Source organism: Crocinitomix algicola (assembly GCF_001661595.2).
Lineage (GTDB): Bacteria > Bacteroidota > Bacteroidia > Flavobacteriales_D > Crocinitomicaceae > Crocinitomix > Crocinitomix algicola.
Map to the genome: position 1 here is coordinate 160,340 of NZ_LYPF02000015.1, position 17,478 is coordinate 177,817.

The 17,478-nt window shown below is 36.0% G+C and carries 16 protein-coding genes; 6 read left to right on the forward strand and 10 right to left on the reverse strand.

Translation table 11 applies throughout. From position 1 onward, the window contains the following. Nucleotides 1–35: 35 nt before the first annotated feature. Nucleotides 36–254, forward strand: a complete 219-nt coding sequence (locus tag A8143_RS09625; RefSeq protein ID WP_070137981.1) for a helix-turn-helix domain-containing protein — start codon at nucleotides 36–38, stop codon at nucleotides 252–254. A 176-nt stretch (nucleotides 255–430) separates the two neighbouring features. On the opposite strand, the gene A8143_RS09630 is transcribed toward A8143_RS09625, so the two are convergent. The 6 genes from A8143_RS09630 to A8143_RS09655 all read right to left on the reverse strand — a co-directional run bounded on the left by A8143_RS09630 (nucleotide 431) and on the right by A8143_RS09655 (nucleotide 4,772). Next, nucleotides 431–889, reverse strand: a complete 459-nt coding sequence (locus A8143_RS09630) for a hypothetical protein (protein ID WP_070137982.1) — start codon at nucleotides 887–889, stop codon at nucleotides 431–433. 36 nt (nucleotides 890–925) lie between these two features. After that, nucleotides 926–1,732, reverse strand: coding sequence for an MBL fold metallo-hydrolase (locus A8143_RS09635; protein ID WP_070137983.1), 807 nt, complete (start codon nucleotides 1,730–1,732; stop codon nucleotides 926–928). Between the two features lie 64 nt (nucleotides 1,733–1,796). Next, the gene (locus A8143_RS09640) at nucleotides 1,797–2,600 is read right to left on the reverse strand and encodes an ABC transporter permease subunit (RefSeq protein WP_070137984.1); all 804 of its coding nucleotides are present in this window, start codon (nucleotides 2,598–2,600) and stop codon (nucleotides 1,797–1,799) included. Between the two features lie 10 nt (nucleotides 2,601–2,610). After that, nucleotides 2,611–3,486, reverse strand: a complete 876-nt coding sequence (locus A8143_RS09645; protein ID WP_070137985.1) for an ABC transporter ATP-binding protein — start codon at nucleotides 3,484–3,486, stop codon at nucleotides 2,611–2,613. After that, the gene (locus tag A8143_RS09650) at nucleotides 3,455–4,066 is read right to left on the reverse strand and encodes a TetR/AcrR family transcriptional regulator (protein WP_070137986.1); all 612 of its coding nucleotides are present in this window, start codon (nucleotides 4,064–4,066) and stop codon (nucleotides 3,455–3,457) included. Before A8143_RS09650 ends, A8143_RS09645 begins: the two co-directional genes overlap by 32 nt. A gap of 55 nt (nucleotides 4,067–4,121) precedes the next feature. Then, on the reverse strand, nucleotides 4,122–4,772 hold the full coding sequence (locus A8143_RS09655; protein ID WP_070138041.1) for a sterol desaturase family protein: 651 nt from the start codon (nucleotides 4,770–4,772) through the stop codon (nucleotides 4,122–4,124). 450 nt (nucleotides 4,773–5,222) lie between these two features. Between A8143_RS09655 and A8143_RS09660 the strand changes: the two genes are divergently transcribed. Further along, a complete protein-coding gene (locus A8143_RS09660; RefSeq protein ID WP_070137987.1) occupies nucleotides 5,223–6,032 on the forward strand; it encodes an NAD-dependent epimerase/dehydratase family protein in 810 nt (269 codons plus the stop codon). A gap of 68 nt (nucleotides 6,033–6,100) precedes the next feature. Further along, nucleotides 6,101–7,231, forward strand: a complete 1,131-nt coding sequence (locus A8143_RS09665) for an extracellular catalytic domain type 1 short-chain-length polyhydroxyalkanoate depolymerase (protein ID WP_070137988.1) — start codon at nucleotides 6,101–6,103, stop codon at nucleotides 7,229–7,231. On the opposite strand, the gene A8143_RS09670 is transcribed toward A8143_RS09665, so the two are convergent. After that, nucleotides 7,232–8,440, reverse strand: a complete 1,209-nt coding sequence (locus A8143_RS09670; protein ID WP_070137989.1) for an endonuclease/exonuclease/phosphatase family protein — start codon at nucleotides 8,438–8,440, stop codon at nucleotides 7,232–7,234. 117 nt (nucleotides 8,441–8,557) lie between these two features. Here A8143_RS09670 and A8143_RS09675 point away from each other — a divergent pair, with 117 nt between their 5' ends. Genes A8143_RS09675 through A8143_RS16770 form a run of 3 tightly spaced genes read left to right on the forward strand, consistent with a single transcriptional unit; the run spans nucleotide 8,558 to nucleotide 10,344 of the window. Continuing rightward, complete coding sequence (locus A8143_RS09675; RefSeq protein WP_070137990.1) at nucleotides 8,558–9,241, forward strand: hypothetical protein; 684 nt, start codon at nucleotides 8,558–8,560, stop codon at nucleotides 9,239–9,241. 1 nt (nucleotide 9,242) lies between these two features. Then, on the forward strand, nucleotides 9,243–10,136 hold the full coding sequence (locus A8143_RS09680; protein WP_175437526.1) for an alpha/beta hydrolase: 894 nt from the start codon (nucleotides 9,243–9,245) through the stop codon (nucleotides 10,134–10,136). Nucleotides 10,137–10,179: 43 nt separating this feature from the next. Then, nucleotides 10,180–10,344, forward strand: a complete 165-nt coding sequence (locus A8143_RS16770; RefSeq protein WP_096348994.1) for an alanyl-tRNA synthetase — start codon at nucleotides 10,180–10,182, stop codon at nucleotides 10,342–10,344. A gap of 1 nt (nucleotide 10,345) precedes the next feature. On the opposite strand, the gene A8143_RS09685 is transcribed toward A8143_RS16770, so the two are convergent. The 3 genes from A8143_RS09685 to rpoC form a co-directional block, all read right to left on the reverse strand. After that, nucleotides 10,346–12,700 carry a TonB-dependent receptor gene (locus tag A8143_RS09685; protein ID WP_070137992.1) on the reverse strand — a complete coding sequence of 785 codons (2,355 nt, stop codon included), beginning with the start codon at nucleotides 12,698–12,700 and terminating at the stop codon, nucleotides 10,346–10,348. Between the two features lie 60 nt (nucleotides 12,701–12,760). Further along, nucleotides 12,761–13,081, reverse strand: coding sequence for a DUF3467 domain-containing protein (locus A8143_RS09690; RefSeq protein ID WP_070137993.1), 321 nt, complete (start codon nucleotides 13,079–13,081; stop codon nucleotides 12,761–12,763). An 89-nt stretch (nucleotides 13,082–13,170) separates the two neighbouring features. Then, nucleotides 13,171–17,463: a DNA-directed RNA polymerase subunit beta' gene (gene rpoC, locus A8143_RS09695; RefSeq protein ID WP_070137994.1), complete on the reverse strand. Its 4,293-nt coding sequence runs from the start codon at nucleotides 17,461–17,463 to the stop codon at nucleotides 13,171–13,173. Nucleotides 17,464–17,478: the final 15 nt, after the last annotated feature.

Consider the following 17,478-nt stretch of genomic DNA (forward strand, 5'->3'; position numbering starts at 1 on the left):
TTTTCATCACCATATACGGACATTTACGGCCGATGATGAGCGATGAAAAATATCTACTTGAATTGGGTAAAAAAATTGAGCGTTTAGCCAGTTCCAAGTACCCAACCCAAGCAGATTTTTCAATTGCTGCTGAGGTTGGAACAAGAACTATACGAAGAATATATCGAGCTGAGCAAAATCCAACGATTATCGTTTTAAGAAAAATAGCGAGAGCTCTTGAAGTTGATTTAGACCAGCTCATCAAGCTTGAATAGCACTATCCATAAGCATTTTTACTTCATGAAGTTTTTTAAGGTCCACCACAAAACGGTTCGACTTTAAGAGCGTTACGTGTACAGAAGAAAAAAGCCAGGTCGAAAGACTTGGCTTTTTTGTTTAAAGACAAATCAGTATCTCTTTTTTGACATTCAAAAGGAAATCTAAGCTTCTACTACTCGCCTTTCCAGGTTTTGTTCCTTGTCCATGTCAAAATACGCTTTCTTAATTGATCATTTTCAATAGGCCTTAAACGAATGGTATCTGCTGCAATACTTAAGATTTTATAGTGGTCATAACCGGTTCGAACACTAACACGTAGGTGTAGCATTGAATCTTCTTCAGTTGCATACCAATCGCGACCAATCATCTTACCATTATCGGAGGTTTCATAATGATAATCGCCATTGGCACTGAGTAAATGGTAATATCGTTCATTCTGTTTTGCTGCGGGGAAATCATCGTGATTCCATTTCCCGACGAATTGCTTCTCAAGGGCATTTCGTTCGTCTATAAATTCGTACTTGGCCTCTTCTCGCTCTCGTTCTGTAGGCAAACCATATTTTAATGCAAGAAAAATTCCTACAAACAATAACAAAACCCAAATTCTTGATTCAAAAAAGCGTTTAATCATACTGTTTAAATTAAGCTAAAATAGTTAATAACCGTCCTACTTTCCAAGCACAGATTTTACCATATTCATTTTTGATAAATGACCAAAAGAAAGGTTTTTTATAACTTTTAGCTCCTTCAATTTTAAAGCCTTAAAGATTTCCTTTTCAGTATAGCCTTTTTTATGATAAGACATCACATCTTCTGTAAACTGCTCTAAAAAGTCCAGTTTCTGCCTCAGTTTTTGCTTTGCATTACTCAGTTGCGGGTTATGGCTGCAGAACAAAACTTTAAAGTCAAGCGTCAACACTTTTTTAATCGATGAGATTTGTGTCCAAATATCTTCTCCTCGCATAAAATATCCAATTCGATCATTTATGTACAAATCGGCAGAAAAAAGCCACTTTCGTTCGGGTTCAAACAAGGCTACCATATCTTTTGCATGACCTGGTATGGGAAGAAGTTGAAATTTATATTTTTTGGTTTTTATCTCATCCTTGATTGCTAAAATATTATCATATCCTGGTCGATTTCCCCAATACAGCTTTTGTGCAAGGCTGAGCCTAGGTGGCTTTTTCATAAGGTTAGCACAGTTTTGCGAGCCGAATACTGGACATTGCCAAAGAGCTTGTAGTTCTTTTATATTTCCCGTATGATCTTCGTGGTGATGGGTAATGAAAATTTGATCTACATTAAAGGTCTTGAGGGTATTTTGAATCACCTTCTTTTTTAGGCTATGTCCTGTGTCAACCAATAAACCATCAATATAATAAATATGCGAATAGGCTTTTGATTGCCCCAGCAAAGAGGTTTCAAACCTAAATCCTTTTACTTCTTCATATTCAAATTTATGCCCTTTCACCATAACGTAAACTGTACAGTAAATTTAAGAAAGTATGGCAATAAATAATTCTTACTTCATCGAATAACTAACCTGCCATATCTCTTTTCTCGTATGATTTTAAAGCGACGATTAGTAAAATAATTGCCACCAAGATCAAAACGATTGCTCCCCAATAGTTAAAGGCGTGGTGAGGGTCAATGGTAATCTCCATGTAGTTAAACGGTGATATATACCCAATCCATTTCGTTGCTTCAGTAGACTTAGCAATGGCATTGAGAAAATAAGTTCCAAACGTTAGGCCTACAACCATGCCCATGAAATTCTTTTTCGGAGTAAAAAACATAGAAATCAACACACCAATTGCCGTAAAAAAACAGATTAAAATAAAACCTGAAGCATGCATACGGGTAAAGATTCCCCAGTCCATTGTTCCTTCATTTACCAACGATAAACCTATTCCTGCCAAAACAGTTTGCAATCCGAAAAAAATTAAGGTCAGCGAAAATAATGCTGCTATTTTAGTCCAAAAAACAGTTTTCCTTGAAACAGGCCGTGTCAATAAAAATTCTGACGTTCGGTCTCGCTCTTCTTTAGAAATAATTCCAGCACCTGTGGATGCCGTATAAATACTTATTAGCACCACAATATAAACACCATAATAGGTGCTATAAAATCCTAAAGCACTTGACCAAGTTTGTTCGTCCATTCCCATCGCTTTTCCTATTTCTGGTGGAATTTGTTCCATTAAGGCGGTTAATCCTTCCCCCATACCAGACATATACGGAAAAATACTCAACACCAACAGTGTAAATCCAAATACAATACTCAACCAAACGAAAAAGTTCTTTCGGTTCCGCTTCAATTCTTTGATGTATAAATTCTTATTCATTGTTTTGATGTTAGCGTTTATAATAGTTCATGAAAATCGTCTCCAAATCGGGTTCTTCCATTACCACATCTACGACCTTACTTTCATTCATCCATTGAATAAGGGATTCAATTGGACCGACATATTCAAAATTTACTTTTTGATCATGCCATTTTTCATTTTGACTTCCAATTGGAAGATTTCGATTAATCGCATCTGGATTAAATACAATTCGAACTTTTTTCATTTGTTTTTTAAGTAAATCTTGAATGTTCTCGATGGCTGAAATTTCACCATCTCTAATCACAGCAGCGCGATCACACATGCGTTGAATTTCAGATAAAATATGCGAACTGAAGAAGATTGTTGTTCCTTCCTTATGTTTTTCCTCGAGAAGGTCAAAAAATCTATTTTGCATTAATGGATCCAAACCTGAAGTAGGTTCATCTAGTATTAACAATTCCGGTCGATGTAAGACAGCTTGAATAATTGCACATTTTTTTTTGTTCCCAAACGACAAATCTGCTATATTCTTCGCCAAGTCTAGTTCAAAAAAATCAGCTAAATGTTCAATTTCATCCGGATTTATATTATCGTAAAAACCTATTGAATATTCGAGTAACTCACGCGAATTCATTTCATCATAATAGTGCACTTCCGATGGGAGGTAACCAATTTTTTTGCGAAGTTCAACTCCTTCACTTACGATATCATGCCCTAGAATTGTTGCTCTTCCACCACTTGGATGTATTAATCCGAGCAAGGTTCGAATCGTAGTTGATTTACCAGCTCCGTTTGGACCAATAAAGCCAAAAACCTCTCCTCGTTCTACCTTTAAATTCACGTTTCTAATTCCTCTATTTTCGCCGTACAGCTTAGAGAGATTTATTGTTTCGATTGCTAACATAATCTTCTTTTATAAATTGTTGAATGATTTTAGTTTCCATTTCGAAAACTGGAAAATTGTCAGGATCCATAATGTATTGAAATTTAAATCCTGTCATTGTGATTGAAAAATACTGCATTTGAATTGCCGGATCTTGATACCCTTGTGCGGTAAAAAACGCTAGCAGATTTTCTGCGAACAGCTGACGCTCAGGTGTAAACTTTTTTTGGATAATCGGAATCACAGATGGGTGTGAAGACATATTTAAATACAGCTTCCATTTTTTAGGATTTTTACGCAAAATATTGGTCCCCATTTGAACTAAGCGTATAAATGTATCAGCGGTAAATTTTTCTTCCATTAATTCATGGACTACTTTGGTTTCTTCATCTAAAAGTGATCCAATTAGTAATTCTAATAACTCTTCTTTACTCTGAAAATAATTATACATCAAACCTTTCGATACTCCGGCTTCTTTGCTCACTTTACTAATTGAAGCATGATGATATCCTTCCTCTGAAAACACATGTAATGCAGCTGATAGAATGGCTTCTCTTCGTTCACTTCTAATTTCTTCAAATTGTTTGGCAGTTCTTGGCATTTTTTGACTAAACGTTTGGTCAAAGTTAGAATCTTTTTTTTAATTGACCAATTGTTCAATCTTTTTTTTTAGAAAAAAAGGAGCATTTACGTCTTAGTTTTGTTGGCATTGTACCAAAGAGCTTATCCCATAAACGCGTTGACACACCAAAAGCTCTTTCAGGCTCTTGATAATGATGTAATAAATGATGTGTCCATAAAAATTCTAAGCGTTTAGGAGCTTTAAACATATGAATAGAATAGTGAAATCCCGAATAAATCAAATAACCCAACGTTAAGCCAGCCGTTAAAAAAAAGGATAAGTTCCCCATGACCAAATAACCAATGGCAAAGTACAATGTTACATAAATTAAACCACCTGCGGGCGGCATCATTGTTCGTTTCTCTTCGCGTGGAAATTGATGATGAATCCCATGAAAAATATAATGAAAGCGTTTGATATACTCATTCTTTGAGATATAATGAAAAACAAAACGGTGCATGATATACTCTACCAACGTCCAAAGAAATAATCCAAAAATAAAAATGCCTAAACCGCTAAAAACATTCACCGAATTTTCAATAAAGCCCAAAATCATACTCAGTATGGCTAAACTGAGATACCATATAATATGTATTGAAAAATTCGTATATGTCAACGCTTCTAATACCTTATTTTTAAAAATTGGAGCTGGTTCCTTGGTTTTACTCAATTCTTTCGTTTGCATTTTAATAAGATTAAAGTTCGTATTTGCCAACTTTAACTCTAATTGGACACAAAAGTTTGGGGGATATTTTAACTTATAATGTTCAATTAAAGTCAAAATTCGTTGTGGAATAAAACGGAGTTATATTTGCGTGTTCTATACCATTCCAAAATTACTAAAAACAGCTATTTCGATCTAAAACCACGATTTAATTTCAACAAATCTTAACGTTTTTTAAACGAAATGCCGGTTTTTTCGTTAAAAAAGGTGCAAAAGTGCCCTTAAGTTAGGACATTCTAGAAGAGCAAACTCTAAACAACACCTCATTTACAAAGAGTTAAACACCATTATTAAATAATCCCGGAATCTAACCTTTTTTTAACAAATAATACAAAAGAGAATAACTATATTTGGCTTACCATTATTACTCAGCCCACTCCTGAAAATTTATTATTTAAACTACTTATATTAATGTTGACGCGCATTGCTATACTTGGGCTTGGTTGGTTGGGCCTTCCTCTTGCACACAAATTACAGAATTCTGGCTATAATATTATAGGCAGCACACGTACATCTGAAAAACTAATGGGTTTATTACAATCCCCGTTTGCGGTTAGAATTATTGATTTTCAAAAAGATGCCATCAAAGGAGATTTAACCGCTTTTCTCGATCAACGTGATTGCCTCATTATTACAGTTCCGCCCAGTAAAATGGGAGAGTCAGAACAAGATTATGAGGAAGCCCTTTATAAAATTGTCTTACATGCTCCAGATGATATGCATGTCATTTTTATCAGCTCAACGTCGGTATATGGTGATGCAACTGGTGAAATTACGGAGGATACAATTCCAAATCCGCAAAAAAAATCAGCCAATATCTTATTCGCGGCAGAGCGATTCTTGTATGATAAATTTAAAGAACATCTTACAATTGTGCGATTAGGTGGGCTGTACGGTCCTTCTCGTCATCCAGGAAATTTTTATGGTGAAGATCGTAAAATTCCTGACCCTAAAGGAGTAATAAATTTTATTCATCAAGACGATGCTATTCAACTCTTACTACTCATTTTAGAACAAGGTAAGTTTGGTGAACTTTTTAATGGAGTTGCCCCTTCGCACCCTAAACGCGATGAATTTTATAAGAACGCTGCACGCGATTTAGGATTGCCTGTTCCAAGTTTTGAGGACGACTCGAATACACCCCCGCGCATTATTTCTGGACAAAGAGCGATAAACGAATTAAACATGACATTTAAACATCCAAACCCCGCTGATTTCTAATTTTTTAAACATTCAAAATTTCAAGGCTTTTTAAGAATTCTTCGTAGATTAGTTTAAACCTTTATTTTATGTTGCGATTTATCCTTGCTATTTTATTATTTTCAAGCTCTATTTTATTTGGCCAAACTACCGTGTCAGATAGTTTTATTTTTGACGGTGAAGATAGGTCTTATCGCATATATATTCCAGCCCTATACGATGCCGACGTTCCCGTTCCTTTAATTTTTAATTTACACGGTTATGGATCAACAAATGTTGAGCAAGAAGCGTATGGCGACTTCAGACCTATAGCAGATACGGCAAATTTTATAATTGTGCATCCGCAAGGTTTAGTCGATGACGCTGGGTCTACCCATTGGAATAATTTTGCTACTTCTAGTGTAGATGATATTGGTTTTATTAACGCCCTTTTGGATACCTTAATCGCTAACTATTCCATTAATACCAATCGCGTTTACAGTACTGGAATGAGTAATGGCGGTTTCATGAGTTACGAGCTCGCATGCCAATTAAGTCATCGAATTACAGCTGTTGCTTCAGTAACGGGTTCAATGACCTATCTTATGGAAACTAATTGTTCAGCCGGCCACCCCACACCAATTCTTCAAATTCATGGTACTGCTGATGCGGTTGTTCCGTATGATGGAAATATAGCATTCATTGCTATCGAAGATTTGGTTGAAAATTGGGTTGAGTTTAATCATTGTTCCGATGAACCAACTGTTCTTGAATTTCCTGATATTGATCCTGACGATGGGTGCACAGCTACTCATTTTATATATGAGGATGGATGGTTAGGCAGTAGTGTAGAGTTCATTCGAATTAATGACGGCGGACACACTTGGCCGGGTGCCCCTATTGATATAACCACAACGAACCATGATTTTAATGCGTCAGTTGAAATTTGGCGTTTTTTTCAGCAGTTTGAATTGAATATACTAACTAGCAGTGTTGAGGAAATAGAAGAAAAAAATGAAATTTATGCCTATCCCAATCCTTCAAAAAACGGAAATTTTAATATTAATCTTGGTGATCACACAGGACTGAACTTAACGTTATATGACGCAAAAGGTAAACTTATTAAAACCTTTTATACGCAGAAAGATGAGTTCGAAATTTCAGTCAATAGTAAAGGTCTTTTTTTTCTGCATATACAGGGAGAAAACATAAATTACACACGCTCACTTATTGTTGAATAATTAATCGATAACGGCAATTTTCCCACTTTCTTTCCGACTTGATTCGGTTAATTGCCAGATAAATATTCCAGGTTTTAACTCCTTTTTTAAGGCAATTTGATTACTGTTTGAAACCATTTGGTTGAAAATTACCTTTCCGCTCAAATCCAACAATAGAAATTCACCATTTATCACATGGTTTTTAAGGTAAATCGTTTGATTCACTGCATTATAATAACAAAGGTTAAGGTCTTCAAGTTTATTTCTTTGGATGGATGCTGTTCGATCGGTTTTAACATCCATCATAACCGGTAAATGGTCAGATAAGAAATAAAGCGCGTCGGCAACACTATCTGGTACGGTTGGATTATAGGGCGAATTAATAGCATCATTAAAACGCATTCCATCTTGCCCTAACGCCTGATAAGAAGATTCGATATAAGTTAAACCATTGGCATTATTAAACACATCCTCTGTACAGAATATTAAATCAAATCGGTCATCCATACCTCCACCGGAACCATCTGCTAATGCTGCTTCCCTCGTGCTTTGTGTATGTAAATAAGCATAACTAGCATTATTGTTCCAATCGCCGATACTATTAATGGGATCGATTAAGGTGACATCTCCTGTTTCCCTTAATGCCAAACAGCCCGACTCATTCCCCGAGTAAAAGTTAAAATCCCCGCCTACAAAAATATTCTCTTTATTTTCAATATCATTCAACCTATATTTTAAAACCAAAACCTCTTCCTTACGCTGGTTAAAATGACCCGAACCTGCCTTTAAATGTAAGCTATACAGGTTTAAAAAAATTGTATCTGTTTCTGGCCCTAAGTCGGCTTGCTTGTAATAAAGTTTATATTCACTGATGTCCCGGAGGCCGGTTGGAATTTGCACCTGATGGCTTATCCCCAGCTTATCCTGATTGTAAAATAATAAATTATCGGTATCAGGACCATCAAAAAAAACTGCAGCGGCATAATTCGTCCTACCAAAAACATTTAAAGCATTATCCAATATTAAATCGACTGCATCTGCCGTTAAAACTTCATTCACAACAAGAATATCTGGTTCGGAATAATTGATGATCTTTCTTAAATCATAAACTCTTCCTGGTGATTCTCCCGGGAAATTTAAGATGTTATAATACATGATTCGTAAGCTATCTTGTCCAAACATAGTGCCTATGAACCAGAAATTTAATAGAATTATCAATCTTCCCTTCATCGTGCTGCAAATTTAAAGTATTTCTTATAAATTATTATGCAAGCATAACTCGTTTTGCAAAAAAAAAATCTACCTATTCTGCAATTCGAGAATGATTATTTTAGTAATTTAAAGGGTATGAAAAAAATCAACTCCCTCCTTTTCATTGCATTAATGAGTCTCATTTTTGGCTGTGCTCCTGCTCGATTTGTCGAGCCCTTGAACAAAAATGAATGGTCAATTGGTGGTAATTTTGGTGGACCTTTATTGGATTTAAATGCACCAATTCCAATTCCTTTATCTGCTGTCGAAATTGGGTATGGATTAGATTCGAACCTAACTGTTTTTGGAGCTGTTCACACCACAGCTGCTTTATTTGGTAACGTACAGATGGACGGCGGGGTGACCTATCAGTTTATTGAGCAAGACAAATACTTGCCCAATATTTCTACTAGTCCTTCTTTTAATTTCATTTACAATTTTGAAAATGGAACCGGCAAGGTTTGGCCTATTATCGACCTAAACGCATGGTGGAACTACGGTAAACGCAAGAGTTATTTCTACGTTGGTGTGAATAATTACTTTGAGCTTAGTGCCATGAACGCCGATGAACAACCAATTCGTCAGCATTGGATTTTAAACCCTCAATTTGGTCATCTTTTAAAAGATAAAAGAGAAAGATGGCAATTTACATCTGAAATTAAATGGTTATCCCCAGTAAATGATAATTCTTACGCATTTGTACCATATAACACACTTGGAACGAGGGGCGCTTTAGGCTTTTATGTCGGTTTCCGATGGATACTTGGTAAAAAAAATTAATATGAAATATTTTATAAAACTCGTTCCCATTATCGCACTGCTGGTGGGTTGTAAAAAATTGACACTTGACAAGGTTGCTTTTCCAAGTACCAAATTAGAGGCTTATCAATTTGAAAACTACGATGCAGGAGAAGGAGCTGTTCCTATTGAATATGCAATTCAATCAGACAAATACACCTTAATAAATATGGTGTCAACCGATAAAAGCTCCGGAGAACAATACACAATTTATGGGGTATACATTGGCGATATAAGCACTATTAAAGACGATACTGTTATCATGTATTGCCACGGACAGTCGTTACATATGGATGCCTATTGGCCCCGTGCTAGCTTACTCGCTAATCTCATAGAAAAATATAATTATGGTATATTTATGATGGATTATAGGGGATATGGAATGTCCGATGGCGAATCTTCTGAACAAGGATTATACGAAGATGTTGATGCAAGTATTAACTGGTTAATTGATCATGGCGCAAAAGCTGAGCAGACTTTTTATTATGGTTTTAGTCTGGGATGTATACCCGTTATAGATAGAGCCGTTTATCGCTCCGACTTTAAACCAAGTAAAATCATCCTAGAATCACCTCTAGCTTCGGTGGCAAATTTGACTCAAAGTTCTTTATTATTAGATATCGATCCAGATTACATGACAACTTTAGAATTTAACAATGCGGAGAAAATAAAATCTTGGGGAAGTGATTTATTGTGGATACATGGCAAAGAAGATGATTACATCGCTATCGAAAATGGTGAGTTAATTTATTCAAATCATAACGGAACATACAAGGAGGCCATTCGGGTACCAAAGGCTAACCATTCAGATATTCCTGCAGTTTTAGGTTATGAAACTTATCTCAATAAGCTTGAAAATTTCATTCTTCGGGATTAAAGCGGATTTTTATCAATATTTTTGTCCTCTGTAAGGTTTAAAAATGACAGAAATAGAGAATAATAAAAACAAAACACCTAAAAAAAAGTGGTATCATAATGCATGGTTACAACGCATTGGACTAGCGGGTTTTCTATTTTTTCTATTTAAAGGACTAGCTTGGCTAGCACTCTGGTTTGGACTTTTCAAATGGTTTGGTGCCGAATAACCTAGAACCAAATCTTATAACCAATAATCGGAATTGTGCCGTAATCTTTTATTTCTTTCACTGCACCAAGTTTTTCATCCCATTCACGTTTTAAAACAGTTCGGCTATTAAAAAGGTTTTTTATTTGGATTGAAAATTCTCCAGTAATGTTCTTTCGAATTCCTTTTAAGCTCAATGTGAAGTCAAAATTAACAAGACTAGGTTGGCGATCTGTATAGGGATTATTGAGATCATATTGCGTCCAACCATAAATTGCCGAAGCCTCTTCGTTTACCACATTTTGCCATGTTCCTCCTGAATGCCTTAGATTAAAGTTTAATCCCAGTAATCGTTTTTTATTATTTTTTGGCTTCAATTCAAACTCTTTCCCTCCTAAAATGTTATAAGAAAACTCTTGATCAAACTCTGTATTTCGCCATACACCATCTCCCGCTTTATATTCAGAATTAAAAAGTGCTCCCGTTATCATAAAGTAAACTCCATTTTTTGTAAACCTCTGCAAACTCAATTCAAGTCCATAATTTCTTCCTTCACCGCTATTTTCTAACGAAACATTTGGAAAACGTACCATTAAATTTTGAACAGAAAATGTCCCATTCGGATCAACCGGAACGTCGACAAGGTACTGTAGATATGCTTCTGCAGTAAACTTCAAATTTGAATTAAACATATGTGCATACCTTAAAACAGTTTGATGTGATTTTAAGAGTTTCAAATTCTCATTTAATAATTTAGACGCTCCATCGATACTTTTCTCTTCAGCAAAATAATAAGAAAGGTCTTCCACTCTACCATGCAAACCGTAAGCTAAAGATAAGATTGATTTTCGTGAGAGTTGATACGATATTCCTCCTCTAGGCTCAACCGAATACTGTTTATTTAAATCAAAATATAAAAAATGAAGACCAACATTCAACTGTAAGCGGTCGGTTATGTTAAATTTGGATTGCGTAAAGGCTTGACCCGTGATCGCAGCTCCACTTGTTTGTGCTGTTGTATCAATTGCATCAAATAATTTATTGTAGTGGGCCGCAAAATACGTGTGATTAAGATGAGTAAGAATAACACCAGTCTTATTGACATGTCTTTTACTAAAACGGTGATTATAATCAGATGTAAATGTTAATCGTTGGTCGATATAATTATTCAATTCTCTTGGGGTATATGATAAATCATCTTCAATAAAATGCGCATCATCAAAATATTTTCCGGCTGACGCTGCAATTACTGAATGCCAATAACCTTTTGTAGAAATTGGCTTATAATGTACGATTCCTATAGCTCCTGAATTACTTCCCAAATTTCGCCTAACGCGATTGGTATTTCCTTCCCATTCAACACTATCTTCCTGGGCTGCTATTGTTAAATTTGATAATCCTCCAATTCCAAAAACTTTAAAGACCCCCAGTCTTTTGGTCGGGAAATTTAGATTAAATGAAAAATCTTGATAAGCTGGTACGATTGAAGAAAAGCCAAAAGCATTAGCTAACAATCCAAGAGATGAGTAACGATAATTAAACAAGTAAGTGGCTTTCCCTCCTTTTTTAAAGGGACCTTCAGTTGCAAAATCAACTCCAAGAACATTAATTTTAGCCGCGTGTTCCCGCTTGTCTTTATTCCCATTCCTAAATTTAAAATCAAAAACGGCTGTAGTTGCGTTACCGAATTCAGCTGGATATGCACTAGCAAAGAATTCGCTTGTTGTTAATAATTGCGAACTAAATTGTGTAACAAATCCTCCTGTACTTCCAATAGAAGCAAAATGATTAGGGTTATGAATTGGAATTCCTTCCAAACGGTATAGCATTCCAACTGGAGCATTTCCACGAACCGTAAAACTATTAAAACCACTATTAAGCTGAACAATTCCGGGGTAACTCGTCACCAAACGCATCGGATCATCCAAGCTTCCAGCCATTTTATGTGCTTCTTCAATCTTCAGCACATAGGTCGACGCTATTGCCATCCTATTGATTGGTTCATTCCGCAAAACAGTAGCATCAACCTCTACAGTATTTAAAGCTCTAGGACTTTCAGACAATGTAATATTTAGGACTACTTCTCGTCCTGTTGAAACGAATATGTCTTCCAATAAGTAAGGCTCATAATTTGCCTTTGAAAAATGCATATTCGCTCTACCTACAGGAATTGAATCAAACTTAAAACTTCCTTCATTATTAGAATTTATCTGGAAAGTCTGTGATTCAAAAGACAATTGGACAGTTACGTTTGAAATAGGCAATTTGGTTGCTTCATTTAAAACGACACCTTTAACAATTTGCGTATAATCTTGCGCATGTAGCATAAATGCCCCAGCCATTAAGACTAATAGGATATACCCTTTTTTCCAATTCATCGTCTGCAAAATTACAGGCAAATTTGAATTGGATTGTCACATCTATGTCATGTTTTTGGATTATGCTTCCGTGGTCGGTCCTCCAAAATTCATTGGAATCCCTTGGGGCTGATCATGCGTTTTAATAGTACCATGAATTGATTCGTACTTATTAATATTATCGCGCAACGCCATCACTAATTTCTTTGCATTTTCTGGAGTCATCACGACACGCGACTTAACTTTACCTTTGGGTACACCTGGCATTAACTGAATAAAGTCAACAATAAATTCACTTGTAGAGTGTGTTATAATTGATAAATTAGAATATTGACCTTCTGCAACTTCTTCCGGTAATTCGATATTAATTTGATTTCCTTTTTTTTCTTGTGAATCGCTCATTACGTGATTTCGCTTTTAGTTAAAACTTAAAGATACAAAAAAACCGCCTCGGCAAAGCTGAGGCGGTTTCTGAATTTTAAAAAATTCTATTAATCATTTTGTGATTCTACAAGTTCATCGTATTCTGCTTGATTTCCTACTACTAATTTTTGGAACTCTCTGAAACCTGTACCAGCAGGGATTTTATGTCCTACAATTACATTTTCTTTCAATCCAAGTAAGAAGTCTTCTTTACCATTAAGGGCCGCTTCATTCAGTACTTTTGTAGTTTCCTGGAATGATGCAGCAGAGATAAAGCTTCGTGTTTGAAGAGATGCACGAGTAATACCTTGAAGTACAGGAGTTGACGTTGCAGGAACGGCATCCCTTGCTTCTACTGGTTGTTTATCTTTACGTTTAAGCATAGAGTTTTCATCTCTCAATCTACGTGCAGTAATGATTTGACCAGCCTTCATTGTATCAGACTCTCCTGGCTCAACAACAACCTTCTTACCGTAAAGTGCATCATTTTCTTCAAAGAAATCAGCTTTATGCACCGATTGGTTTTCTAATAGTTTAGTATCACCAGCATCTGTAATCTCAACTTTAAGCATCATTTGGCGAACGATTACCTCAAAGTGTTTATCGTTAATTTTCACCCCTTGCAAACGGTAAACTTCTTGAACTTCATTTACTAAGTATTCTTGAACAGCAGTTGGTCCTTTGATATTTAAGATATCTTTAGGAGTAATTGCACCGTCTGTTAAAGATTGACCAGCTTTCACATAATCATTCTCTTGAACAAGAATATGCTTCGATAATGGAGCAAGATATTTACGTACTTGACCTGTTTTTGATTCGATAATTACCTCACGGTTACCTCTTTTGATTTTACCGTATGATACAATACCATCAATTTCAGAAACTGTAGCTGGGTTTGAAGGGTTACGTGCCTCGAATAACTCAGTCACACGAGGAAGACCTCCAGTAATATCCCCAGATTTACCAGCTACACGAGGAATTTTTACTAGGATAATACCTGCTTCAATTTTCGCGCCGTCCTCAACAATAATGTGAGCACCTACTGGTAAGTTATAAGATCGAATCGGTTCTTTTGTTTTACTGTCAATAACAGTTACTGTTGGAACGTTTTTCTTTCTTCTATTTTCAGTAATTACTTTCTCTCTAAATCCTGTTTGCTCATCGATTTCTTCTCTGAAAGTTTCACCTTCGATAATGTTTTCGAATAACACCTCTCCCTTATTCTCTGATAAGATTACTGCGTTATACGGATCCCATTTACAAATTACATCACCTTTCTTAATTTTACCACTTGGCTTAGAAACCATTTGAGCACCATAAGGAATATTTGCTGTCATCATAACAATTCCAGTATCCGGGTGCGTAATTTTAGCTTCACCTGAACGTCCTAGAACCATTTCAACTTCGTTTCCTTCTTTATCCTTAGATTTAACCGTTCTTAATTCATCGATTTCTAAGTTACCATCAAACTTAGCGATTAAGCTCGAATCATCCGCAATGTTCGATGCTGTACCCCCTACGTGGAATGTTCTTAGTGTCAACTGTGTACCTGGCTCACCAATTGATTGAGCGGCAATCACACCAACAGCGTCACCCTTAACAGCCATTCGACTTGTTGATAGGTTTCTACCATAACATTTACCACACACTCCTCGCTTCATTTCACAAGTCAATACCGAACGAACTTCTACTTCTTCAATTCCTGCATCTTCAATTAGCTTAGCAAATTTCTCAGTGATTTCTTCTCCAGCTTCTAAAATTACATCTTCTGTACCCGGTACAAAAACATCATGAACAGTTACACGACCTAAAATTCTGTCGTATAAAGATTCTACGATATCATCGTTCTTCTTTAATGCTGTTACAGTAATTCCTCTTAAGGTTCCACAGTCATCTTCATTAATAACCACATCTTGTGCAACATCCACTAAACGACGAGTTAAATAACCCGCATCGGCCGTTTTCAAGGCAGTATCCGCAAGACCTTTACGGGCACCGTGAGTAGAAATAAAGTACTCTAATACCGAAAGACCTTCTTTAAAGTTTGATAAAATTGGGTTCTCAATAATATCCTGAGAAGAAGCTCCTGATTTTTGTGGTTTCGCCATCAATCCCCTCATTCCTGATAACTGACGAATTTGCTCTTTCGATCCACGTGCACCAGAATCCATCATCATAAAGATTGAGTTGAATCCTTGTTGGTCAGCAATCAATCTATTCATTAAAGCCGACGTTAAACGCGTATTTGTATGCGTCCAGATATCAATAATTTGGTTATAACGTTCGTTATTCGTAATAAGTCCCATATTATAGTTCATCATTACTTCATCCACTTCTTTGTTGGCTTTTTCAACCATCACTTCTTTTTCCGGAGGAATAATAACGTCATCCAATACAAACGAAAGACCACCTTTAAAGGCCATATGGTATCCCATTTGTTTAATATCATCCAAGAACTGAGCTGTACGTGCAGTTCCACAAACAGCTAATACTTTAGAAATAATATTTCGTAATGCTTTTTTAGTTAAGATTTCATTCACATATCCAACTTCCTCAGGAACAAGTTGATTGAACATTACACGACCAACAGTTGTATCGATGATTCGTTCAACACGTTCTCCGTTTTCGTCGATATCATGTGTTCTCACCTTAATTCCTGCATGCATTTCTACAGCCTCTTCGTTTTTAGCGATAATCACCTCTTCTGGAGAGTAGAAAGTCATGCCTTCACCTTTCACCTTAACTTTATCATCCGACTTTTTAAGTTTCGTGATATAGTAAAGACCCAATACCATATCCTGAGAAGGTACTGTAATAGGAGCACCGTTTGCAGAGTTACGGATATTGTGTGAAGAAAGCATTAATACTTGTGCTTCCAATATTGCGGCATTCCCTAATGGTAAATGAACCGCCATTTGATCCCCATCGAAATCGGCGTTGAATGCCGTACAAACTAATGGGTGAAGACGAATTGCTTTACCTTCAATTAATTTAGGTTGGAAAGCCTGAATACCTAATCGGTGAAGTGTTGGTGCACGGTTTAAAAGAACAGGATGTCCTTTCAATACGTTTTCCAAAATATCCCACACGATTGGCTCTTTTTTATCAACTATTTTCTTCGCTGATTTTACCGTTTTTACAACACCTCTTTCAATCAATTTACGAATGATAAAAGGCTTAAATAATTCGGCAGCCATATTTTTAGGTAAACCACACTCATGTAATTTTAAGTTAGGTCCAACCACAATTACTGAACGAGCTGAATAATCAACACGCTTACCTAGTAAGTTTTGTCTAAAACGACCTTGTTTACCTTTCAATGAATCCGAAAGTGATTTTAATGGTCGATTTGACTCCGTCTTAACAGCAGAAGATTTTCTCGAGTTATCAAATAATGAATCGACAGACTCTTGTAGCATCCTTTTCTCATTTCTAAGGATTACTTCTGGTGCTTTAATTTCTAACAATCGTTTCAAACGGTTGTTTCTAATAATTACACGACGGTATAAGTCATTCAAATCTGAAGTGGCGAAACGTCCTCCATCCAATGGAACTAATGGTCTTAATTCTGGTGGAATAACAGGAACAACCTTTACAATCATCCATTCCGGTCTATTTTCGACACGAGTTTGAGAATCACGTAATGATTCAACAACTTGAAGACGTTTTAAAGCCTCTTTTTTACGCTGTTGAGAAGTCTCAGTATTTGCTTTATGTCTTAAATCATAAGAAAGAGAATCTAAATCCAAACGCTGCAATAAATCATGCAATGCTTCTGCACCCATTTTTGCAATGAATTTATTTGGATCATTATCCTCTAAATATTGATTTTCTTTTGGTAATTCATCTAAAATATCAAGGTATTCCTCTTCAGTCAAGAAATCCATGTATTCTAATGGTTCACCATCAACACGCTCAGCTTCCCCTTTTTGGATAACTACATATCTTTCGTAGTAAATAATTTGATCCAATTTCTTAGTTGGTAAACCTAATAAATAACCAATTTTATTTGGTAATGAACGGAAATACCAGATATGCGCAACAGGAACGACCAATGAGATATGTCCCATTCGCTCTCTACGCACTTTCTTTTCGGTAACCTCTACACCACAACGGTCACAAACAATTCCTTTATAACGAATTCGTTTATATTTACCGCAATGGCACTCATAATCCTTAACGGGGCCGAAGATTCTTTCACAGAATAAACCATCACGCTCCGGCTTATAAGTTCTATAGTTGATTGTTTCAGGCTTCAAAACCTCCCCAAACGATTTTTCTAAAATCATTTCAGGTGAAGCTAAACTAATCGTTATTTTATTAAAGTTACTCTTCGATTTTTGCTCTTTTCTATAAGCCATAATACTTGTTTAGAT